Raw genomic sequence first — 21528 nt, forward strand, 5'->3', positions numbered from 1 at the left:
CCATGCTAATCGCCTTTGTCGTCTTCGAACCGGGTGAACTGGCCGCAGTAGGTATCGACCTGCGGCAGTTGCTGCGCCAGGCGCGCGCCCGCGGCCACGCCTGCTGTGTCTACAGCACCGCTGCCGCGGACAATCCGGTGGATGGCGTGTCCTGGCGGCAGTTGCCGGTGCGGGAGCGGGGGCGCCATCGGCGGCACGCCGCCTTCCTCGAGGCGCTGCAGGAGGCGCTGGCACGGGATCCGGCGCGCGCGGTGCTGGGATTTGAGCCGCTGCCGGGGCTGGATGCAGTGCTGTGTGCCACGCTGCCGCGGGCGCAATCGTCACCGGGACGATCGCTGTCACCGCGCCGTTGGCTCTCCCGGAGAGGTGGTGCGGAGCAGTATTTTCGCGCACTCGAGTCGCGTTTTTTTCGCGCAGGTGGGGCTGGCCTGATGATGTACCTGTCCACCGCGCAGCAGGCCGCTTACCAGCAGCAATACGCCCTGCCGTCTGCCGCCGGCCTGGTCCTGCCTCCGGGCGTGGCGACCTGGAACACCGGCCCGGAAGAGGCCCGCAAGATTCGCCGGGACCTGCGCCAGCGGCTGCAGGTCGCCGAGGGGGAGCTGCTCCTGCTGTTTGCCGGGAGCGATTTCCAGCGCGCCGGCCTGGCGCGGGCGATTCACGCCCTGGCCCACGCCCGCGGCGAACAGGTTCACCAGAAGCTGCGCCTGTTGGTCGCGGCGGACGGTCGCTATCGCAGTTATCACCACCTCGCCCGCAAACTCGGCGTGCGCGACGCCGTGGAATTCCTGCGCAACCGGGAACCGCTCGACGCAGTGCTGCTTGCCGCCGATACCCTGGTGCACCCGGCGCAAGCCGAGGCGGCCGCGCCGTTATTGTTGCGCGCGCTGCTCGCCGGGCTGCCGGTCATCACTACCGAAGACAGTGGTTACGCCGACCATATCGCGGCAGCCCGCGCCGGCCTGGTGATGCGGCACCCCTTCCGGCAGGCAGACCTCGACCACGCGGTGCTGCGCTGTATCGACGGCATCTACCGCGCCCAGTGCCGGGAGTCGGGCACCCGCTACATCGCCATGACCGACCTCCACACCCAGCTGGAGACCTGCCTTGCCCTGCTGGAACGCCACGCGACCGACGCTGCGGGGGTGGGCGCGCCCGGGAGCAGGTAGTAAGATGGCCGCCCCTGGATAAATCGGAACGTAGAGGGCAACCCGTTGACCGCAACTATCCTGATTACCGGCGCGGGCGGCCAGCTCGGCCAGGAACTCGCGCGCAGCATTCCCGCCGGCATGCGGGGGATTGCGTTGGGCCGCGCCGAACTGGATATCGCCGATGCGGAACAGGTTCACTACACACTGGCCGCGCTGGCGCCTGCGGTGGTCATCAACGCCGCCGCCTATACAGCGGTGGATCGCGCCGAGTCTGAGGTCGTTGCGGCCATGGCTGTTAACGCCGCGGGCCCGGCAGCGCTGGCAGCAGGCTGTGCGCAAGTCAACGCCCGCCTGATCCATATTTCCACTGACTTTGTCTTTGACGGCGCGGCTGCAACGCCCTACGCGCCGAATGCGCGCCCGGCACCGCTGGGTGTCTACGGTCGCAGCAAGCTGGCCGGCGAGCAGCGCCTTCGTGGCATCCTGCCCGAGGCGTTGGTCCTGCGCACCGGCTGGGTGTATTCGGCCCGTGGCGCCAATTTTGTCAAGACCATGCTGCGCCTGATGGCCGAGCGCGATACGCTGACCGTGGTTGCGGACCAGGTCGGCACACCGACCTGGGCTGCGGGCCTCGCCGGGGCGATCTGGGCGGCCGTGGATCGCCCCGCAGTCAGCGGGACCTATCACTGGAGCGATGCCGGCGTCTGCAGCTGGTATGACTTCGCCGTAGCCATTGCCGAGGAGGCGCTGGCGCTGGGCCTGCTGCAGGGCATGCCAGCCATCCGCCCGATCCCCGGCAGCGCCTACCCGACCCCGGCCCGGCGCCCCGCGTTCAGCGTGCTGGATAAAACCTCCTCCTGGCGCGACCTGGAACTGGAGCCGGTCCACTGGCGGCAGAACCTGCGGCGAATGCTGGCCGAACTGGCCGCCGAGAAAAGTCTGTAAACGAGGAACCCCGAATGTCCCGATCCCTGCTGGTCACCGGCGCCGCCGGCTTCATCGGCGCCAACTTCGTGCACTACTGGCGCCGCCAGTATCCGCAGGACACCATCGTCGCCCTGGATGCCCTGACCTACGCCGGCAACCGCGCCAACCTGGCGTCGCTGGAAGGCAGTGAGGGCTTTCATTTCCTGCACGCGGATATCCGCGATTACGCGGCCGTCCTCGCCGCCCTCGGCCGCCACGCCGTCGACACCCTGGTGCACTTCGCCGCGGAGAGCCACGTGGACCGCTCGATCAGCGGCCCCGCGGCCTTTATCGAGACCAACGTGGTGGGTACCCAGGTCCTGCTGGAAGCGGCCCGGACCCACTGGCTGGGCGGCGACAGCCCGCGCCCCCACCGCTTTCACCATGTCTCTACCGACGAGGTCTACGGCTCGCTGGCAGCGGACGCCCCGGGCTTTCACGAAGAGCAGAAATACGAACCCAACTCGCCCTATTCCGCCAGCAAGGCGGCCTCGGACCACCTGGTGCGCGCCTGGCACCACACCTATGGCCTGCAGGTGAGCACCAGCAACTGCTCCAACAACTACGGGCCCTACCACTTCCCGGAGAAACTCGTTCCCCTGTGCCTGACCAATATCCTGCGCGGCCTGCCGCTGCCGGTGTACGGCGATGGCAGCAATATCCGCGACTGGCTCTATGTCGAGGATCACTGCCGTGGCATCGAGAAAGTGCTGCTGCAGGGCGTGGTCGGGGAGACCTACAATATCGGCGGCAACAACGAGTGGAACAACCTCTCCATTGTCGAGTTGCTCTGCGAACGGCTGGACCGGCGCTTTGCCGGGGACGCCGGATTGCGCGAGCGCTTCCCGGACTCACCCTGTGCGCGAGGGGAGTCCGCGCGGGACCTGATCCGCTTTGTCGAGGACCGGGCGGGCCATGACTGGCGCTACGCCATCGACGCGGCGAAGATTGCTGCCGATCTCGGATTCCAGCCGGTGGAGACCTTCGAAACCGGGATCGAGAAGACGCTGGACTGGTATCTCGCGAACGAAGCGTGGTGGAGACCCCTGCTGGCCAACTGAGTGACTGCCCTCCGGGCGTGCCAGCGCAGCTGAAGCTGCCCGGAACACGCCTAATCGAACAGCGGAATCGCGTCCCAGGCCAGGCCCTCGGCATCCTTGCCCGACAGCGCCGGTGATTCGCCTTCCGGCACCGGCCACTCGATGCCGACAGTCGGGTCGTTCCAGGCCAGTGCTACCTCGCTGGCGGGGTCGTAGAAATCCGTGCATTTGTACTGGAAGTCAGCGGAGTCGGAGGTGACGTAGAATCCGTGGGCAAAGCCCGGCGGTACCCAGAGCATCTGCTGGTTGGACGCCGACAGTTCCACCCCGAACCATTTGCCGAAACTCGGTGAGGAGCGCCGCAAATCCACGGCGACGTCGAACACGGAGCCGGCGACTACCCGCACCAGCTTCCCCTGGGTGTGCTGCGTCTGGTAGTGCAGGCCGCGCAGGATGCCGCGGCTGGAGCGGCTGTGGTTGTCCTGCACAAAGCCCAGGTCGAGGCCGGCCTCGGCAAATACCCGCGCGTTCCAGCTCTCGAGGAAGAATCCGCGCTCGTCGCCGAAGACCTTCGGGGTGATCACCATCACGTCCCGCAGGGGCGTGGTTTCAAACATCATTGAATACAACTCCGTTTTCGCCGAGCAGGCCTTTCAGGTAGAGGCCGTATCCGCTTTTTTCCAGGGGCATGGCCAGGGCGAGCAGTTCCTCGGCGGAGATATAGCCCATACGGAAGGCGACCTCCTCTGGGCAGGCGATTTTCAGGCCCTGGCGCACCTCCACCACGCGGATGAAATTGGCCGCGTCGAGCAGGGAGTTGTGGGTTCCGGTATCCAGCCAGGCGGTGCCGCGGCTCATGACTTCGACGTTGAGGTCGCCGCGCTGCATGTAGTGGCGGTTGACGTCGGTGATTTCCAGTTCGCCGCGGGCGGAGGGCTTTACCCCGCGAGCGATCTCCACCACGTCGTTGTCGTAGAAATAAAGCCCGGTGACAGCATAGTGGGATTTCGGTTTCGCCGGCTTTTCCTCGATGTCCCGCGCGATGCCCTCGGCGTCGAAAGAGACCACGCCGTACCGCTCCGGGTCCTGTACGTAGTAGGCAAAAACCGAGGCGCCGCTGTCACGCTGGGCAGCGCTGCGCAATTTCTGGGTGAAGCCGCCACCGTAGAAGATATTGTCCCCGAGGACCAGTGCGACGCGGGAGTCACCGATAAACTCCTGGCCGAGGATGAATGCCTGGGCGAGGCCGTCCGGGCTCGGCTGTGCCGTATAACTGAGCTGGATGCCCCACTGCGCCCCATTGCCGAGCAATTCGCGGAAGGCGGACTGATCGCGGGGCGTGGTAATGACAAGGATGTCGCGAATGCCCGCCAGCATCAGGGTGGCCAGCGGATAGTAGATCATCGGCTTGTCGTACACCGGCATCAACTGCTTGGAGACGGTGCTGGTCAGCGGATGCAGCCGGGTGCCGGTGCCACCGGCGAGGATGATACCCTTGTAGGCAGTGCTGGTCATGGTTTGCTCGGATTGGGGCGTACCGCGGGATTATAGCGGAATCCCCGGTGACTTTCCGGTGGCTGGATTTTTGCCTCCCTGCTGCTTAGAATTTGGAGTCCTGCCGCTGAAGTAAATTTGCGTCATTTCCGTCCCGGGCCCCGCACCTCCCCCAGCGGTGAAATTGAGGAAGCTGATATCAGCCAGCCAGAAACAATCCAGGCCGAGGCGCTGCCCCGGGTCGCAGCCAGCCCTTTGGCGCCGGTTCAGGCGCAACCACTGCGCATTGCGCTGCTGGGGTACCGCAGCAATCCCCACGGCGGTGGCCAGGGAATCTATCTCTATTACCTGAGCAAGGCACTGGTGGACGCCGGTCACCGGGTCGACGTGATCTCCGGCCCGCCCTACCCGCGGCTGGATCCCCGGGTGGGCTTTATCCCCCTGCAGAGCCTCGATCTCTATCGCAACGGACTGCGCTCCCTGCGTCCGCGCCACCTCTCCTCCATGAGCAATGTCATCGAGTGGAGCAGCAAGCTGACCGGCGGTTTCGCGGAACCCTACACCTTCAGCCGCCGGGCGGTAAAGTTCCTGCGCCGCCACGGCCATCGCTACGACATCATCCACGACAACCAGTGCCTTGGTTACGGCATGCTGGAGTTGCAGCGCATGGGCCTGCCGCTGGTGACCACGGTGCATCACCCGATCACCAGCGACCTGCGCATCGCACTCGCCGCATCGAACTCGTTCCGCGAACGCCTGCTGATCCGGCGCTGGCATTCTTTCCTCGGTATGCAGGCCCGGGTGATCCGCCAGTTACACCACGTGGTGACGGTATCGGAAACCTCCCGCCAGGACATCGCCCGGGATTTCGGACTGCAGCCGGCGGGCATCGATCTCGTTCCGATCGGCATTGATACCGAGCAGTTCCGCCCGCTGCCGGAGATACCGCGTCGCCCCCAGCGCCTCATGGCTACCTGCTCCGCCGACGCGCCACTCAAGGGCCTGCGCTACCTGATCCGGGCCTACGCCCAGTTGCTGTCGCAGTGGCCGGAGCTGGAATTACTGGTCGTCAGCAAGCTGCGCCCCGGGGGTGAAACCGAACAATTGATCCAGCAACTCGGGCTTGCCGGTCGGATTCGCTTCGTCAGCGGTATCAGCACCGAACAGATGGTGAAGTATTACGCCGAGGCGACCATTGCGGTGGTGCCCTCCGTCTACGAAGGCTTCGGCCTGCCGGCGGGCGAGGCCATGGCCTGCGCGGTCCCGGTGGTGTCCACGGACGGCGGCGCCCTGCCCGAGGTGGTGGGCGATGCGGCGCTCCAGGTGCCGGCAAAATCCGCCGATGCCCTGGCCGCGGCCATCGACAGCCTGCTGCGTGACCCGCAGCGCAGGGAGCAGCTGGCCCGTGCCGGGCGGGAGCGGATTCTGGAGAAGTTCAGCTGGGCGCGTTGCGCCGAGCGGATGGCAGGCTATTACCGGGAGGTACTGCTGCGTGCAGACGGTTGATTTCGGGCACCTGCCGCTGGCCGCCGGGGATGTGGTCCTCGATCTCGGTTGCGGTGAGGGCCGGCACGTGATTTCCGCCTACCTGTCGGCCCAGGTGCATTCCATCGGCGTGGACCTGTCCCTGCCCGACCTGCTGACCACCCGGGAAAAAATGCGCGACTTCGACGCGCCCGCCGATGACGGGCGCAGCTTCGGTCTCTCCTCCGCGAGCGCGCTGGCGCTGCCCTTTGCCGACAACACCTTCGACAAAATCATCTGCAGCGAGGTACTCGAGCATATCCCCGACTACCGCGCCGCGCTGCGCGAGATCCAGCGGGTGCTGAAGCCCGGCGGCCTGTTCTGCGCCAGTGTGCCCCGCCGCTGGCCGGAAAAACTCTGCTGGCTGCTGAGCGAGGAATACCACAATACCCCCGGCGGGCACATCCGGATTTTCCGCGCGGCCGAATTGCGCAGGGAAATCGAATCCCTCGGCCTGCAGCACTACCACCGCCACTGGGCGCACGCCCTGCATGTCCCGTTCTGGTGGTTGAAATGCCTGTTCTGGGGCAACGACGAGCAGTGGCTGGTGCGCCAGTACCACCGCCTGCTGGTCTGGGACATCATGCAGCGGCCGCGCCTGACCCGGGTCAGCGAGCAGCTGCTCAACCCGCTGATGGGCAAAAGTGTGGTGATGTATTTCCGCAAGGGGGCGACCGCGTGAGTGGCCTGTACCTCAGCCGCGGTCTCTACCCCGAGGAGTTCCTGCGGCCGACGGTCCAGTTCATCCTCGACTGCCAGCGCCCCAGCGGAGAAATTCCCTGGTTTCCGGGCGGCCATACGGACCCCTGGGATCATGTGGAAGCAGCCATGGGCCTGGCCATCGGGGGAGAATACGCGGCGGCGCGCCGCGCGTTCCGGTGGCTGCAGCAAATGCAGCTGGAGGACGGCAGCTGGTGGGCCTCCTACCGGGACGGCGAGGTCGACTGCAAGGAAGGCCGCCGCGAGAGTAATTTCGTCGCCTACGTGGCCACCGGGGTCTGGCATTACCACCTGATCAGCCAGGAGCGGGATTTCCTGCGCGACATGTGGCCCATGGTCGAGCGCGCGATGGCCTTCGTGCTGTCGCTGCAGACCGAACACGGCGACATCCACTGGGCGGTCGATGTGGCCGGTGAGCCGAAGCGGGACGCGCTGGTCACCGGATGCTCCTCGATTTACAAGAGCCTGGAGTGCGCCTGCAATATCGCCCAGACCCTCGGCCAGCCGCGTCCCGACTGGCTGTTGGCCCGGGAACAGCTCGGCCTTGCCCTGCGCTCGCGTCCGGAGCGCTTCGATCGCACCTGGGAGAGCAAGGCCCGCTACTCCATGGACTGGTTTTACCCGGTGCTGGCCGGCGTGTTGCCGCAAGCCGAGGCACGCGCCCGGCTGAAAGCGCGCTGGGAAGAGTTTGTCGAGAACGGCCAGGGTTGCCGCTGTGTTGCCGACCAGCCCTGGGTTACCGTGGCGGAGTCCTGCGAGTTGGTGCTCGCGCTGCTGGCGGCCGGCGACCACGCCCGCGCAGTCAAGGTCTACAGCTGGCTGCAGCAGTGGCGCCTGCCCGATGGCAGTTACTGGACTGGCTACCAGCTGGTCGAGGAACTCCTGTGGCCCGACGAGAAGCCGACCTGGACCGCGGCGGCGATACTGCTCGCGGCGGATGCCCTGACCGGGCACACGGCTGCCGCGGAACTGTTCTGCGCGGTAAATCTGCTGGACGAGGATGCCGGCCAGCGACAGCGCCGGGTGGACTGACAGGCCCGGATTCTAGAGGCGTCGCAACAGCCCCAGGCTGCCGGCGCGTTCCACTTCCCGGTACAGGCCCGAGGCCAGTGCCATGCGGTAAATCGCGAAAGGCGCCTGTCCGCCCTCGTAGGCGTCCTCGAAGAGGTCGTGAATCGCCAGTGTGCCACCCGGTAAAACCCAGGGGCTCCAGCAGCGGTAATCGAGCAGCGCCGCATCCAGGCTGTGCCCGCCATCGATAAACAGCATACCGAGCGGCGTGCGCCACTGGCGGCCGGCGGCGGCAGAGCCGGCTACCACGGGCACCACGGTATCCTCCAGTTGTGCGGCGCGGATGTTGCGGCGAAATTCCCCAAAGCTGTCGAACTGGGCCGCGTTGCGGTCGAACAGGTCCGGGTCGTGGAAGAATTCCCCCGGCTGGTGTTCTTCCGATCCGCGGTGGTGGTCGAGGGCGAATACGGTGGCGTCGACCTGGCGACAGGCCAGCCCCAGGTAGATTGTCGATTTCCCACAGTAACTGCCGATTTCCAGGACCGGCCCCAGCCTGCCGGCCTCCAGCGCGTGGCGGTACAGCGCCTCCCCCTCGTCACTGGCAAGAAAACCCTTGATGGCATCGATGTTGTCGGGGAGGTCGGGGATCATGGCATTGGCTGTGTTACGGGGCAGGAAAAGTTAGCGGGTTTGTACGGTGGAGGCAAGGATCGCGCACAGCGATACGCATCGGCGCGAGGCTTGAGGTATTCTGGGCCCCGTAAATCCCGGTCTGGAGCCGCCGATGCGCTACCTGTATAGCGCCCTGTTCTATCTCTTGTTGCCCGCCGTGCTGCTGCGCATGCTGTGGCGCTCGCGCCGCGCCCCCGCCTACCGCAGGCGCCTGGGAGAGCGTTTCGGAGTTTTTCCCGGCCTGCAGGGTAACAGCCAGCCAGTGATCTGGATTCACGCCGCTTCCGTTGGCGAAACCCAGGCGGCCAGGCCCCTGATCGAGGACCTGCAGGAGCGCTTCCCGGAAGCCCGGCTGGTTGTCACCACCACCACGCCGACCGGCTCGGCACTGGTGCGTGGCCTGTTCGGCGACGCGGTGTTTCATGTCTACTGCCCCTGGGACCTGCCCGGTGCGGTGCGCCGGTTCCTGCGTCGGGTGCAGCCCCGGGTGCTGGTGCTGATGGAGACCGAACTGTGGCCCAACCTGCTGCACCACAGCCGCCGCCAGGGCTGTCGGGTGTTGCTGGCCAATGCCAGGATGTCGCAGCGTTCCGCCCGCGGCTATGCCCGCTTCGGGCGCCTGACCCGACAGATGCTCGCAGACCTCGATCTCGCCGCCTGCCAGTCGGCGGAGGATGCCGCGCGGCTGGTGGACCTGGGCCTGGACCCCGGGCGGGCAGCGGTCACGGGCAGTCTGAAGTTTGATTTCGCCCTGGATGCGCAGCTGCAATCGCTGGCAGCGCACTTGCGCGCGCAGCTGAACCGCCCGGTGTTGCTGGGAGCGAGTACTCACCCCGGCGAAGAAGCAGTGATTCTGGAGGCATTCCGCAGTGCGCGAACGGTGGTGCCGGACCTGCTGTGCCTGCTGGTCCCCCGACATCCGGAACGTTTCAACGAGGTTGACGGCCTGTGCCGCGCCGCCGGTTTTGTCGTGGTCCGCCGTTCCAGCGGTATTGCGGTGCAGGCGACCGATGACATTCTGCTGGGCGACACGATGGGCGAGCTGCGCCTGTTCTGCGGGGTGGCGTCGCTGTGCGTGGTCGGCGGCAGCTTTATTCCCCACGGTGGACAGAACCCCCTGGAGGCGGCGGCCTGGGGAGTGCCGCTGCTCTGTGGCCCGCACATGTTCAACTTCAGCGAGATTACCCGCTTGCTGCTGGCGGGTGGCGGTATGCAGCAACTGGCCGGCGGTGCAGAACTGGCGCCCTGTGTCCGCGGGCTGTTGCAGGATTCTGTGCGCTGTCAGGCGATGGGCAGTGCGGCGCTGGCCGTGGTGGCGGCAAACCGCGGAGCGCGGGAGCGAATAGTGGCAATGGTGGCCGGGCTGTTGCCCGGCCACTGAGAGGGTTTACCTGGTAGTCGTCGTGGTCGCGCTGGCGCTGGGCGGTGGCGCTTCCTTGAGGAAGGAGTTGAGCTTGATGACATCCTCGGGGCTCAGCAGGCCGGCCTGTTCCTTTAGCTGCAGCAGGTCGATGACGTAGTCGTAGCGGCTGTTGGAGTAATCGCGCTCCGCCGCGTACAGGGTCTGCTGGGCATTGAGTACGTCCACCACGTTGCGGGTACCGACTTCATAGCCCGCCTGGGTGGCGTCCAGGGCGCTCTTCGAGGAGACAATGCTCTGCTTGCGCGCGGCTACCCGGGTGACGTCGCTCATGACGGTCATGTGCAGTGAGCGGGTGTTGGTAACCGTGTTGCGCATCAGGTTGACGCGGCTCTCCTGCGCGGCGAGGTATTCCTGCGCGGACCTGCGCCGCTGGGCGCTAATGCCGCCGCCGGCGAACAGGGGCATCTGTACCCGCAGCTCCCACACATCGCCCTCGCTGGTGTTATAGGGCGAGGTGAGGAAGTCCGTGGCCGGCCTGATGGTGCGGCTGCCGTCGGTTTCGTTGTCCGAGTAGGCGTAGGTACCGGTGATGGTCGGTGCGTGCTCGGAGGTGCTGGAGTGCGACGCCTGGCGCGCGGCCTCCTCGGCGTAGCGCGCAGCCTGCAGGCTGAAGTTGTTCTGCAGGGCGAAATCCACCCAGGCCGCGCGATCGGTCGGTTGCGGCGGGGTGATGGGGAAATCCTCGCCGAGTACGTTTAGGTTGTCGTGTTTCTGCCCGGTGAGCACCGAGAGCTGTTCCAGCGCCACCGCGACGCTGTTTTCATCGACGATACGGTTGACCTGCGACAGGTCGTAAGCGGCCTGGGCTTCGTAGACATCGGTAATGGCGATCAGGCCGACGTCGAAGCGCTGCTGGGTCTGTTCCAGCTGGCGTTCAAAGGCCCGCTCCTGGGCCTTGGAGGCCTCCAGGTTATCCTGGGCCCGCAGTACCGCGAGATAGGCCTGCACCACGCGCACGATCAGGTTCTGCTGATTGCCGGCAAAGGTGGATTCGGCCTGCTTGGTCAGTTCCTTGCCCTGCTTGAAGTCAAACCAGGCGGCGAGGTCAAACAGCGGCTGGCTGAGGGAGACCTGCCAGCCCTTGGTGATGGTATCCGTGGTGGTATTGCTGTCGACACTGACGACGCCGTCCGGACCCAGTTGCAGGTTCTCGGACTTGGTATCGTAGTCGGAGCCGGAGCGGGCGTATTGCGCGCCGACCTGGGGCAGCAGTCCGGCGAGCCCGAGGTTCTTCGCTTCCCGGTTGGCCATGTACTGGGCTTCCTCGGTTTTCAGCTGGGCATCGTTCTCCAGGGCGAGTTCGTAAATGTCCAGCAGAGAGTCAGCTCGTGCAGGCATTGCCGCAAACGCTACAGCCAAGGCCAGGAGTGCTACTCCGGTCTGTTTCATGTTGTTTCCTCATTTATGCTGCGCCGCGTTAAAGGTCGCGCTGCGGCGCAAGTGTACCAGTCTGGGGTTGGGCTTGTATTGTGTGATGAGCAGCGCAAAAATGCCCGTAGCGCCGAATATCATAAGTGTTACACTCAAGCCATGTCCACGCTGGGGTTCCTTTGGCCAGGCTTGCCTGGGGCGTGGTGGTGAAGCCTCGGGAGGCGTTTTTGCAACACGCGAAACACAGACAGCCAGTATTGGACCTCGTCGAACTGCATGCAGTTTGCGAGGCCAATTACGCGCGTCTGATTCGACTTTTCCCCAACTATGAAACCACCAACCGGCGTGAATTCCTCGTCGGTGGCGCACATGTGACCGTCGAAGTCGCCGATCGTTCACGCTATACGACCATTTTCCGGGTGCAGCAACTGCACGGCAGTGATCGCTGGCTCGGTAGCCTGCGTATGGAGGTGCGCGCCTACCACGATGCCGGAATGCTGGAAGTGGGCAGCTTCCAGTCACATCGCCGGGTGCAGCCGCGTTATGGCTACCCCAATCCCAAGATGCACCAGCAGGACGAGAAGGCCCAGCAGAACCGCTTCCTGGCGGACTGGCTGGAAAATTGTCTGGCGCACGGCCGCAGTGCCGCCTGCGTTGACCCCCGGGCCTGAAGCCGCCCGACGCCGCCGATTTCCATGCCGTCCCCGAACGACAAGCAGTGCAGCATCACCCCTGCCGGCGACAGTGTGCACCTGGTCCAGTTGACCGACACCCATCTCTGCGCAGAGCCCGGCGGTACTCTTTTGGGTATGGATACCGATCGTTCCCTGCAACTGGTGATCGACCAGGTGCTGCGCGAGCGCAGCCACATTGACCTGTTGCTGGCCACCGGCGACCTCTCCGACCGCGGTGCGCAATCCGCCTACCGCCGCCTGCAGGGCTACCTGCAGCGGATTCCCGCTACTGCCTGCTGGCTGCCCGGCAATCACGACAATCGCCAGGAAATGGCTGCGGCGCTCGGCGACAGCGGCGAGTTGTGTGGCGCGATTCTCGCAGGTAACTGGCAAATTGTGATGCTCGATTCGCAGGTGCCCGGGGAAGTGGGAGGCTGCCTCGGGGAGACAGAACTGGCGCGTTTGCGCGATGCCCTGGTGCGAGCGCAAGACAATACATGGCATACGCTGGTCTGCCTGCACCACCAGCCGGTTGCCATCGGCAGTGAATGGCTGGATGAACAGATGGTCAGTGACGCCGACGCCTTCTGGTCGCTTGTCGACGCCTTTCCCGGGGTGGTGCGCGGCGTACTGTGGGGGCATGTGCACCAGCACATCGACCGCCGTCGCGGCGCTGTTGCCCTGATGGCCTCGCCCTCCACCTGCGTGCAGTTTGCCCCGGGCAGCAGCGGCTTCAAGGCCGACGACCAGCCCCCGGGATACCGCTGGCTGGAGTTGACCCGGGATGGCGACATTCGCAGCGGCGTGTCGCGGGTGACCGGTGCGGATTTCAATGTGGACCTCGAATCCTGCGGATATCTCTAGCCGGGAGACCGCGGCAGAGCCGCCCGGGCTGTAAACCCCAGCGCATGACACCAGCATCGCAGCCAGGCGGGCGGCCCCGACCGCAGTGGCCGCGGGTGTATCGCCGATGGGAAATTTCAGCTAGTACACACGCCCGCAGCCAGCCTCGTGTACAATGACCCGGAACCTGTTTTCCAGCACCCCAGAGCCTGAATGAGCCAGTACACCGCAGAAGATATCGAGGTCCTCACCGGTCTCGAGCCCGTGCGCAAGCGCCCGGGCATGTATACCGACACCACCCGCCCCAACCACCTGGCCCAGGAAGTCATCGACAACAGCGTCGACGAGGCCCTGGCCGGCCACGCCGACCAGATCGATGTCACCCTGCACGCCGATGGCTCACTCACCGTCAGTGATAACGGCCGCGGCATGCCGGTGGATATCCACCCGGAACAGGGCAAGCCCGGCGTCGAGGTGATCCTCTCCACACTGCACGCGGGGGGCAAGTTTTCCAACAAGAGCTACCAGTTCAGCGGCGGCCTGCACGGGGTGGGCGTCTCGGTGGTCAACGCGCTCTCCAGCGACCTGATCGTGACCATCCGCCGCGATGGCGGCGTCCACCGCATCCGCTTTGCCGGTGGTGAAAAGGTCTCCGACCTCGAGGTCATCGACAGCTGCGGCAAACGCAATACCGGCACCACGGTGACCTTCACTCCGGACCCGAAATATTTCGATTCAGTGAATTTCTCGGTGGGACGCCTCACCCACCTGTTGCGCGCCAAGGCCGTGTTGTGCCCCGGGCTGCGGGTGAAGTTCAGGGACGAAAAAAAGAACGAGAGCGAGGAGTGGTACTACGAGGACGGCCTCAGCGATTACCTGGCCGACACCACCATCGATTTCCCGGTGGTGCCGGAGCAGCCCTTCATCGGCAGCTTCAGCGGCTCCAACGAGGGTGTGGACTGGGCGGTGCAATGGCTGCCGGAGGGCGGTGAGGTTACCGCGGAATCCTACGTCAACCTGATCCCGACACCCCAGGGCGGCACCCACGTCAACGGCCTGCGCACCGGCCTGCTCGACGCCATGCGCGAGTTCTGCGAGTTGCGCAGCCTGTTGCCGCGGGGCGTCAAGCTGACCCCCGACGATATCTGGGACCGCTGTGCCTACGTGCTCTCCTCCAAGCTGGAGGACCCGCAGTTCTCAGGCCAGACCAAGGAGCGCCTGTCCTCGCGTGAAGCCGCGGCCTTTGTCTCCGGGGTCGCCAAGGACGCCTTCAGCCTGTGGCTGAACCAGCACACCGTGGAAGCCGAGAAAATTGCCGAGCTGTGCATCAACAACGCCCAGAGCCGCCTGCGCAGCGCGAAAAAGGTGGTGCGCAAAAAGGTCTCGGCCGGCCCTGCCCTGCCCGGCAAGCTGGCCGATTGCTCCGGGGAGGACACCCGCCGCTCCGAGCTGTTCCTGGTGGAGGGCGACTCCGCGGGCGGCAGCGCCAAGCAGGCCCGGGACCGCGAGTTCCAGGCTATCCTGCCCCTGCGCGGCAAGATCCTGAATACCTGGGAAGTGGACTCCCAGGAAATCCTGGCCTCCCAGGAAGTACACAATATCTCGGTGGCACTGGGTATCGATCCCGCCAGCGACGACCTCTCCGGCCTGCGCTATGGCAAGGTGTGCATCCTCGCCGACGCGGACTCCGATGGCCTGCACATCGCCACCCTGATCTGCGCCCTGTTCGTCCGCCATTTCCCGGCACTGGTATCCGCAGGGCACGTCTATGTGGCGATGCCGCCGCTGTACCGTATCGACATCGGCAAGGAGGTCTACTACGCCCTCGATGAAGGCGAGAAACAGGGCGTGCTCGACCGTATCGAGGCGGAAAAAATCCGCGGCAAGGTCAACGTCCAGCGCTTCAAGGGGCTCGGTGAGATGAACCCCCTGCAACTGCGGGAAACCACCATGGACCCGGATACCCGGCGCCTGGTCAGGCTGGTCCTGGACGCCGGCGACGGCACCCACAGGATGCTCGACATGCTGCTGGCGAAGAAGCGCGCGTCGGATCGCAAGAGCTGGCTGGAAAGCAAGGGCGACCTGGCGGAGGTTGTTTAGGCTTCACGGTGGAAATGGTTTGCCGAGCGCGCAACTTGTGCCATGGTTACGGGCCGATTCACCCAGCGACAACAGGAGATTACCCATCATGCTGAAGAAACTGCTTTGTGGCGTAACGATGCTCTCGTGCGCCTTTCCCGCTCTCGCCCAGTGGGAACTGGATAACGCGCATTCCAGTATCTATTTCATTTCCATCAAGAATAATGCCGTTGCCGAAACCCATCACTTCGGCGGGTTGGTAGGTTACATTGGCGAGGACGGCCAGGTCTCCCTGACCATCGATCTCAACAGCGCCGAGACCATGATCCCGATCCGCAACGAGCGCCTGCGCGAGATGCTCTTCGATACGGCGACCTTCCCGACCGCCACGGTGAGTGCGAAGGTTGATCCGGCAATTCTCGATGAGGTCGGCAAGGGCGCCACCATCACTACCGAGGTGCCGGTTACCCTGTCCCTGCACGGCCTTGAGCAAACCATCAGCGCGCCGCTGACGGTGTTCAGCGACGGCGCCAGCATGCGCGCGATGACCTCACAACCGCTGATCATCAAGGCCGGTGACTTCGGTCTCGACGGCGGTATTGAGGCGCTGCGTGAAGTGGCGGGACTCAAGGCGATCAGCACCGCTGTGCCGGTGAGCCTGAACCTCTCCTTCAAGGAAGCCGCGAAGTAAGCGGCGCCTGACTCCCCTGCCCCGATTACCCGGCCTGCCCAGGGCCGGGGATCACCTGGTTCCCCCGCTCCCGGAAATTCCTTCAGCGCTGGTTTCCGCGGCGGTGTTTACTGGCCAACAAAGAATTTCTGCACACCTTCGAAAAACATCTGCACGGAAATAATCACCAGGATCATACCCATCAGGCGTTCCATGGCGGTCAGGCCGCGGTCGCCCAGCGTGCGCAGCAGCAGGGGCGCCGACATCAGCATGATGGCCGCCGCCGCCCAGGCGCCGACGAGTGCCAGGGTCCAGTCCAGCATGCGGCCGGGGTTGGAGGTGACCAACAGCATGGAAATCGCCAGTGCGGAGGGGCCGGCGACCATGGGAATGGCCAGGGGCACGATGAAAGGCTCCCCCTGGGGCATCTGGCCCATGATGCCGTGGGGCGAGGGGAAGATCATGCGCAGGGCGATCAGGAACAGGATGATAGCCCCGGCGATGCTGATGGACTCCTGGCGCAGCCCCAGCAATTCGAGCAACGCGCCGCCGCCCCAGAGAAAGATCAGCAGTACCACCAGGGCGATCAGCAGCTCGCGGATCAGCACCTTCTGCCGCCGGGCCGGGTCCACATCCTTGAGAACTGCAAGGAATACCGGCACGTTCCCCACGGGGTCCATGACGAAAAGCAGGGTGATAAAGGCTGAAGTGATTTCCATGGGGATAAAGGATAGCCTAAGCGCTGCTCCTGAAGGAATGCATGTGAATGAAAGACGCCGCGGCAGATCTCGCTTCAATCCGCGCCCTGCTCCAGGCCGGTCAATTCGAACCGGCGATCAACCACTGCATGGAGCTGGTGCAAGCGCTGCCCGACCTCTGGGAAGCCTGGTACCTGCTAGGCTGCGCCTGTCGCGGCGCTGGCGACCTGGCTAACGCCCAGATGGCACTGCGCGGGGTCCTGCAGGCGCAGCCGGATAACCTGCCCGCGCTGCGGGAACTGGCCCAGGTGCTGGAGTTGATGGACGAGCTGGTCGCCGCCACGGAAATCTACCGGCGAATTTATCACCTCGATCCCACTGACAGCTTCGCTTCCCTGAAGCGTGGTGACATCCTCTCGGCGCTCGGCCGCAGCAGTGACGCGCTGGCCTGTTATCGCGCGGTGCTGGCTGGCGATCCCGACAACCTGGCAGGGCTGCTCAGCGCTGGCCACGCAGCGCGGGCGCTGGGCGAAAAGCCTGCAGCGATAGACAATTATCGCCGCGCCTGCCGCGCTCATCCCACCAGCGGTACCGCCTGGCACAGTCTCGCCAACCTCAAGGACTATGTTTTCAGTGACGCGGAACTGGACGCCATGGAGCACTCGCTGGCGGCCGGCAGCGAGCAGGATGCCGCGGCGCTCGGTACCCTGTTCGCCCTGGGGTCGGCCTATGACCAGCGGGGGGAGTTCGATAGGGCCTGGTCCTGCTACCGGCGGGGGAACCGGCTGGGGGAATCCCTGCGCCCCTGGAGCGCGGAGGCCTTTCAGGCGGAAGTGGACGCGGTGATAGAGGCCTTTCCCGCGCAGCAACTGGCAGTCACTTCGCGAACGCCCCCTTCGCAGCCCTCCCCCATTTTCATTGTCGGCCTGCCGCGTTCCGGCTCGACCCTGGTGGAGCAGATACTGGCCAGCCACAGCGCCATCGAAGGCACCCGGGAATTGCCTTCCCTGCCCCGCCTGACCCGCAGCCTGCGCTCGCGCAGCGACCCCCGGCAGCGCTATCCGCATATCGTGGCATCGCTGGGGCCGGGCGACCTGGAATTGCTGGGCAGGGATTACCTGAATGCCTGCGCCCCCCAACTGCGTTCGGGACGGGCTTTTTTTACCGATAAACTGCCCAATAACTTCCTGCACATCGGCTTTATCCAGATGCTGTTTCCGGGCGCGCCGATCGTGCATGTGTACCGCAACCCGCTGGATTGCTGTGTCGCCAATCTCCGGCACCACTTCGCGCGGCAACAGAATTTCGCCTACAGCGAAGAGCGCATGGCCCATTATTTCAACCAGTACCGGCGCCTGATGGCGCACTGGGAGGGCTTACTGCCGGGGCGTATCGTCAATGTCGGCTATGAACAGCTGGTGACCGATCCCGAGGGTGAAATCACCCGGCTGCTGGAGGCGCTGGGAGTGGGCTTCGAGGAGAGCTGCCAGAGGTTTTACCAGAGCGGGCGCGAAGTCCATACGGCGAGTTCCGAGCAGGTGCGCCAGCCAATCTATACATCCTCCATCGGCATCTGGAAGCGTTACGCAGCGCAGCTTGGAGATTTGCAGGCCCTGCTGGCCCGGTAGGCAGTTTCAGGCGGCAATAAAAAAACCCGCGCCGTGAAGCGCGGGTTTTCAATTGGGAGGCACCGGCCCTGGCCGGTGCCGTTAACCCCGCTTAGAAGCGCAGGGTGATGCGGCCGTAGTACTCACGGCCCAGTGCATCGTAGTAGGACTGGTTGTACTCGGGCCAGCCGGTTTCGGTCGGATCTTCGTTCGGACCTTCGTCGGTGACGTTGTTTACACCCAGCTGGACAGACCAGTTGTCGGTGATGTCCCAACCGCCGGAGAGGTTGAAGCGCCACTGGTCGTCGACAGTCTCACCACCGATGATGTCGCCCGGATCGAAGAAGCGGGCGTTGATACCTTCCATCTCACCCAGGTAGGTGACGAAGGCAGTGGCGTAGAACGAGTCCATGTACCAGTTGACGGTGAAGTTGGCCTTCCACTCGGGGATGGAACCTTCTTCCAGGTAGTCAACGACCGGGTCGTCCGCGGTGAACTGGTCATCGTAGGTCAGCATGTAGGTGGAGTTGGTCTTGAACACCCACTGGCCGATCGCCGTATCGATGGAGTAGGACAGCGCGAAGTCGATACCCTCGGATTCCAGGAACGACAGGTTCTGGGCAGTCGCGTTGATCACCTCGATGAAGCCGGTGGTCGGGTTGCGAGTGATCAGGTTGCCGTAGGTGTCGGGGTCGTTGGCAATGGTCTGCGCATCGATCTCGTTGACGATGTCATCGATGTTGATGTGCCACCAGTCAGCGGAGAACTGCCAGTCGCCGGCGAACTCAAACTCGAATACCGCGCCCACGTTCCAGCTCTCGCCGGTTTCCGCGTCGAGGTCCGGGTTGGCGCCGGAGTTGGAGTCGATGTACAGCTCGCCGTTACAGGCCGCGATGGAGCTGCCCGGGCCGATGCTGCCGCCGGCCGCCGCACAACCCTGCGGGTCGGTGATCTGCTGGAAGCCAAACACCGGGTCACCGTAGACGCGGGCCAGGTCGGGCGCGCGGAAGGTTTCACCCCAGCTGGCACGCAGCAGCAGCGGGTCGATGGGACGCCACTCGACGGCGAACTGGAATACGGTGCTGTCACCGAAGTCGCTGTAGTCGTCGTAGCGTACCGCACCGGTTACTTCAACACTGTCGAATACCGGGATCAGGATCTCACCGTAGGCGGAATCCCAGGTCCGGGTGCCGGCACCGCCAGAGGCGCCAGTGGACAGGATTTCGTTGTTCTTGGACGCTTCGTCGGCGTCGCGGGTGAAGTATTCCTTGTAGGTTTCGATACCGGCCGCGTACTTGACGGTGCCAGCAGGCGCCTCGGCGATATCGCCCTGGAAGCTCAGGTAAGCGCCCGTCAGGGTGGATTCGTCGTTGGCAGTCGGGTTGTACCGGGTGGCGGCCAGGTCGGAGGCGGAAATGGGCTTCAGCAGGGAGTTGCCGTTGGCGCCATTGGTCTCGCCGATGATGTAGCGGAAGAAGCTTTCCGCGCTGGCGTAGCCGGGAGAATTGGTATCGACCGCCTGGCGGCCCCAGTTCCAGCCCAGCTGCCAGTCGTGGTCGTCGAACAGCTTGCCGTCCAGCTCCGTGGCAAAGCGGAAGTTGTCCGTCTTGTAGTCTTCGGTACGCGGGCCGTACTCGATGGCGCGGCGGGTGTAGTAGTAGCCGCCGTCGGGCAGGTCGGCGAAGTCGCCGTCAAAAGCCGTGGCCTGGTCGAGGAAGGCGTTGCTGCCAGAGCGGTCGGAGATGGCTTCAACCATGCCGTTTTCGACGTAGAAGGTGTACTCGTCGATCGGCATCGCTTCAATTTCCTTGTGGACATTGGAGCGGGTGTAGTTCAGCGTAGTTTTCAGGCTGATGTCATCGGTGAAGTCGAAACGGTTGCGCAGCATGGTGGACAGCCGGTCCTGTTCGGGGAACAGGTGACGGTAGTTGGTCCGGTTGAAACCACAGATGTTGGTGCCGGGAATGATATCCCAGGGCTGCATGCCGCGAGCGGTACACTCTTCGGGGCTCAGGGTCTTGACCGGCAGGCCGGAGAAGCTGCGCAGTGCCGCACCGTAGGAGCTGTAGGAGCCCCACTGGTTGTCGAAGGCGAAGTCGTCACCGATGTCGAAGTTCTTGCGCTGGTTGGCGAACAGGTCTTCCTTGTTCTCATACTCGATGAAGAACATGGTGGACGACTTGTCGCTGGTGGTACCCGCGATCATGGACGCGGTCTGGGTGGCGCGGCCGCCCTCGTCGGTGTCGGAAGCGCGAACGCTGAACTCGACGCCTTCAAAATCGTCTTTCATGATGATGTTGATAACACCACCCATGGCGTCGGCACCGTAAATCGCCGATGCACCGGAGGTCAGCACTTCCACGCGCTCGATGGCGCCGATGGGAATGTTCGCGGTATCGGTGAAGGTGATGGTGCCGCCGGCGCCTACCGGGTAGGAGGGCACACGCAGGCCGTCGATCAGGGTCAGTGAGCGACCGAGACCGGCGCCGCGCAGGTCAATGCCGGATGCGGCAGGCGTAAAGCCGAAAGTTTCCTGCTGGGTCAGCGAGCCACCGGTGTTCTGGGTCAGGCTGTTCAGGATGTCCTGGGTGCTGGTGAAACCCTGGCTCTTGATGGCTTCCGAATCTACGGATACCACCGGAGTAGGGCCGGTGAACTGGTCGCGGGCGATGCGCGAACCGGTAACTACGACCTCTTCTACCTGTTCTTCTGCTGCGTTGCCCTGGGCGAAGGCAAGCTGAGGCAGGAATGCCGCTGCTCCCAGGCCCATTGCGGCAGAGACCGCTAGAGTGAGACGATTTTTCCTCAACATATGAAATACCCCTGTTGTATGTTCATTCAGTATCTTCATTCAATCGTGAGGTGGCCGCGGATAGCCACTGTACACCCAATGTAAACGAAGAAAGGGGAGTCGGCCTCATGTGGCACGGGCAGAAATGTGACAAATTCACACTTTTGCCCGGGAACTTGTCAAAGTACCAAAATTTGGTCTCAGGAATGCAGGGTAAGTCCCTGAAATAGAAAGACTACTTTATCTTTTTGACGCCCACGGAACGGCCGCTGGCGACGTGTTCCATCTCGAAAAAGCCCAGTGTATTGCGTCGGATGGTGACGGCCGTGTCCTCTCCCGGGTAATAAAAGCGGCCACTCACGCGCTGTTCCCAGACCTCGCCATTGTCCAGGTAGAAACGGGTTTTTCCTGACCAGCCCTTGAATGGGGGCTTCACGTTGGCGCTAAGACCCTCGATCTCTTCCAGCGACTTCACGGCGTCGGAGCTCTCGCGCAAGCGGGGTGCTTCCCACGCGGTGTAGTGGATCAGCCACTGGTTGAGGGCGTCACGCTCCTGCGGACTGAGTTTATCAAGGCCAGCCGCGCGATACTCCTGATCGGACATCAGGCCTTCTACGCCGGGGAAATCCCCGCTGGGTTCCGCTGCCAGCGACAGGTTGGACCCGTTTGCCAGTGCCAGCAGGGTGAGGAATGAAATGGAGGAAAAACGCATGGGTGGCCTCTGCATATTGGGGGACTTTGCCGCGCCGTATTGCGCGCGCTGCTGTTGCGAAGCATTCGGGCAAGGCGCGGAT

Annotated in this window: 19 protein-coding genes; 12 read left to right on the forward strand and 7 right to left on the reverse strand. The window is 64.2% G+C overall.

Features of this window, described 5'->3' with window-relative positions; all coding sequences use genetic code 11:
* The first annotated feature begins 2 nt into the window (after positions 1–2).
* The 3 genes from ACNKU3_RS14565 to rfbB are packed head-to-tail and all read left to right on the forward strand — an operon-like array spanning position 3 to position 3178.
* Positions 3–1169 carry a glycosyltransferase gene (locus tag ACNKU3_RS14565; protein WP_418260233.1) on the forward strand — a complete coding sequence of 389 codons (1167 nt, stop codon included), beginning with the start codon at positions 3–5 and terminating at the stop codon, positions 1167–1169.
* A gap of 45 nt (positions 1170–1214) precedes the next feature.
* Entirely contained in the window at positions 1215–2096 is an 882-nt protein-coding gene (rfbD, locus tag ACNKU3_RS14570) for a dTDP-4-dehydrorhamnose reductase (RefSeq protein WP_418260234.1), read from the forward strand.
* A gap of 14 nt (positions 2097–2110) precedes the next feature.
* Complete coding sequence (rfbB, locus tag ACNKU3_RS14575) at positions 2111–3178, forward strand: dTDP-glucose 4,6-dehydratase (RefSeq protein WP_418260235.1); 1068 nt, start codon at positions 2111–2113, stop codon at positions 3176–3178.
* 50 nt (positions 3179–3228) lie between these two features.
* Here the strand turns inward: rfbB and rfbC are convergent, their stop codons facing one another.
* A complete protein-coding gene (gene rfbC / locus ACNKU3_RS14580) occupies positions 3229–3777 on the reverse strand; it encodes a dTDP-4-dehydrorhamnose 3,5-epimerase (protein ID WP_418260236.1) in 549 nt (182 codons plus the stop codon).
* Positions 3767–4672, reverse strand: a complete 906-nt coding sequence (gene rfbA, locus ACNKU3_RS14585; protein ID WP_418260237.1) for a glucose-1-phosphate thymidylyltransferase RfbA — start codon at positions 4670–4672, stop codon at positions 3767–3769. The genes rfbC and rfbA overlap by 11 nt, the downstream gene beginning before the upstream one ends.
* A 234-nt stretch (positions 4673–4906) precedes the next feature.
* Between rfbA and ACNKU3_RS14590 the strand changes: the two genes are divergently transcribed.
* Genes ACNKU3_RS14590 through ACNKU3_RS14600 form a run of 3 tightly spaced genes read left to right on the forward strand, consistent with a single transcriptional unit; the run spans position 4907 to position 7927 of the window.
* Complete coding sequence (locus ACNKU3_RS14590; RefSeq protein WP_418260238.1) at positions 4907–6157, forward strand: glycosyltransferase family 4 protein; 1251 nt, start codon at positions 4907–4909, stop codon at positions 6155–6157.
* Positions 6144–6857 carry a class I SAM-dependent methyltransferase gene (locus tag ACNKU3_RS14595; RefSeq protein ID WP_418260239.1) on the forward strand — a complete coding sequence of 238 codons (714 nt, stop codon included), beginning with the start codon at positions 6144–6146 and terminating at the stop codon, positions 6855–6857. The genes ACNKU3_RS14590 and ACNKU3_RS14595 overlap by 14 nt, the downstream gene beginning before the upstream one ends.
* Positions 6854–7927 carry a prenyltransferase gene (locus ACNKU3_RS14600; RefSeq protein WP_418260240.1) on the forward strand — a complete coding sequence of 358 codons (1074 nt, stop codon included), beginning with the start codon at positions 6854–6856 and terminating at the stop codon, positions 7925–7927. The genes ACNKU3_RS14595 and ACNKU3_RS14600 overlap by 4 nt, the downstream gene beginning before the upstream one ends.
* A 12-nt stretch (positions 7928–7939) precedes the next feature.
* Here ACNKU3_RS14600 and ACNKU3_RS14605 read toward each other — a convergent pair whose 3' ends face one another.
* A complete protein-coding gene (locus tag ACNKU3_RS14605) occupies positions 7940–8557 on the reverse strand; it encodes a class I SAM-dependent methyltransferase (protein WP_418260241.1) in 618 nt (205 codons plus the stop codon).
* 133 nt (positions 8558–8690) lie between these two features.
* On the opposite strand from ACNKU3_RS14605, the gene waaA reads away from it, so the two are divergent.
* Entirely contained in the window at positions 8691–9959 is a 1269-nt protein-coding gene (gene waaA, locus ACNKU3_RS14610) for a lipid IV(A) 3-deoxy-D-manno-octulosonic acid transferase (RefSeq protein WP_418260242.1), read from the forward strand.
* Between the two features lie 6 nt (positions 9960–9965).
* Here waaA and ACNKU3_RS14615 read toward each other — a convergent pair whose 3' ends face one another.
* Positions 9966–11339, reverse strand: a complete 1374-nt coding sequence (locus tag ACNKU3_RS14615) for a TolC family outer membrane protein (RefSeq protein WP_418260243.1) — start codon at positions 11337–11339, stop codon at positions 9966–9968.
* Positions 11340–11629: 290 nt separating this feature from the next.
* Between ACNKU3_RS14615 and ACNKU3_RS14620 the strand changes: the two genes are divergently transcribed.
* The 4 genes from ACNKU3_RS14620 to ACNKU3_RS14635 all read left to right on the forward strand — a co-directional run bounded on the left by ACNKU3_RS14620 (position 11630) and on the right by ACNKU3_RS14635 (position 15659).
* Positions 11630–12043 (forward strand): DUF1249 domain-containing protein, encoded by a 414-nt coding sequence (locus tag ACNKU3_RS14620; protein ID WP_418260244.1) that lies wholly within the window; start codon positions 11630–11632, stop codon positions 12041–12043.
* Between the two features lie 24 nt (positions 12044–12067).
* Positions 12068–12910: a 3',5'-cyclic-AMP phosphodiesterase gene (gene cpdA / locus ACNKU3_RS14625; RefSeq protein ID WP_418260245.1), complete on the forward strand. Its 843-nt coding sequence runs from the start codon at positions 12068–12070 to the stop codon at positions 12908–12910.
* Between the two features lie 192 nt (positions 12911–13102).
* Entirely contained in the window at positions 13103–14989 is a 1887-nt protein-coding gene (gene parE / locus ACNKU3_RS14630) for a DNA topoisomerase IV subunit B (RefSeq protein ID WP_418260246.1), read from the forward strand.
* A gap of 88 nt (positions 14990–15077) precedes the next feature.
* On the forward strand, positions 15078–15659 hold the full coding sequence (locus ACNKU3_RS14635; protein ID WP_418260247.1) for a YceI family protein: 582 nt from the start codon (positions 15078–15080) through the stop codon (positions 15657–15659).
* Positions 15660–15766: 107 nt separating this feature from the next.
* Here ACNKU3_RS14635 and ACNKU3_RS14640 read toward each other — a convergent pair whose 3' ends face one another.
* Positions 15767–16357 (reverse strand): YhgN family NAAT transporter, encoded by a 591-nt coding sequence (locus ACNKU3_RS14640; RefSeq protein WP_418260248.1) that lies wholly within the window; start codon positions 16355–16357, stop codon positions 15767–15769.
* Between the two features lie 47 nt (positions 16358–16404).
* Between ACNKU3_RS14640 and ACNKU3_RS14645 the strand changes: the two genes are divergently transcribed.
* Positions 16405–17964 carry a tetratricopeptide repeat-containing sulfotransferase family protein gene (locus ACNKU3_RS14645; protein WP_418260249.1) on the forward strand — a complete coding sequence of 520 codons (1560 nt, stop codon included), beginning with the start codon at positions 16405–16407 and terminating at the stop codon, positions 17962–17964.
* A gap of 91 nt (positions 17965–18055) precedes the next feature.
* Here ACNKU3_RS14645 and ACNKU3_RS14650 read toward each other — a convergent pair whose 3' ends face one another.
* Positions 18056–20713: a TonB-dependent receptor gene (locus ACNKU3_RS14650; protein WP_418260250.1), complete on the reverse strand. Its 2658-nt coding sequence runs from the start codon at positions 20711–20713 to the stop codon at positions 18056–18058.
* 256 nt (positions 20714–20969) lie between these two features.
* On the reverse strand, positions 20970–21446 hold the full coding sequence (locus tag ACNKU3_RS14655; RefSeq protein ID WP_418260251.1) for a hypothetical protein: 477 nt from the start codon (positions 21444–21446) through the stop codon (positions 20970–20972).
* Between the last annotated feature and the right edge of the window lie 82 nt (positions 21447–21528).

Source organism: Haliea sp. E17 (assembly GCF_048323675.1).
Classification (GTDB): Bacteria; Pseudomonadota; Gammaproteobacteria; order Pseudomonadales; family Halieaceae; genus Mangrovimicrobium.

Coding starts and splice junctions, on each gene's coding strand:
- cpdA (WP_418260245.1), top strand. CDS start 12,068: ATGCCGTCCCCGAACGACAAGCAGTGCAGCATCACCCCTGCCGGCGAC.
- waaA (WP_418260242.1), top strand. CDS start 8,691: ATGCGCTACCTGTATAGCGCCCTGTTCTATCTCTTGTTGCCCGCCGTG.
- ACNKU3_RS14640 (WP_418260248.1), bottom strand. CDS start 16,357: ATGGAAATCACTTCAGCCTTTATCACCCTGCTTTTCGTCATGGACCCC.
- ACNKU3_RS14615 (WP_418260243.1), bottom strand. CDS start 11,339: ATGCCTGCACGAGCTGACTCTCTGCTGGACATTTACGAACTCGCCCTG.
- ACNKU3_RS14605 (WP_418260241.1), bottom strand. CDS start 8,557: ATGATCCCCGACCTCCCCGACAACATCGATGCCATCAAGGGTTTTCTT.
- ACNKU3_RS14635 (WP_418260247.1), top strand. CDS start 15,078: ATGCTGAAGAAACTGCTTTGTGGCGTAACGATGCTCTCGTGCGCCTTT.
- ACNKU3_RS14655 (WP_418260251.1), bottom strand. CDS start 21,446: ATGCGTTTTTCCTCCATTTCATTCCTCACCCTGCTGGCACTGGCAAAC.
- parE (WP_418260246.1), top strand. CDS start 13,103: ATGAGCCAGTACACCGCAGAAGATATCGAGGTCCTCACCGGTCTCGAG.
- rfbA (WP_418260237.1), bottom strand. CDS start 4,672: ATGACCAGCACTGCCTACAAGGGTATCATCCTCGCCGGTGGCACCGGC.
- ACNKU3_RS14565 (WP_418260233.1), top strand. CDS start 3: ATGCTAATCGCCTTTGTCGTCTTCGAACCGGGTGAACTGGCCGCAGTA.
- rfbC (WP_418260236.1), bottom strand. CDS start 3,777: ATGATGTTTGAAACCACGCCCCTGCGGGACGTGATGGTGATCACCCCG.
- rfbB (WP_418260235.1), top strand. CDS start 2,111: ATGTCCCGATCCCTGCTGGTCACCGGCGCCGCCGGCTTCATCGGCGCC.
- ACNKU3_RS14645 (WP_418260249.1), top strand. CDS start 16,405: ATGAAAGACGCCGCGGCAGATCTCGCTTCAATCCGCGCCCTGCTCCAG.
- ACNKU3_RS14650 (WP_418260250.1), bottom strand. CDS start 20,713: ATGGGCCTGGGAGCAGCGGCATTCCTGCCTCAGCTTGCCTTCGCCCAG.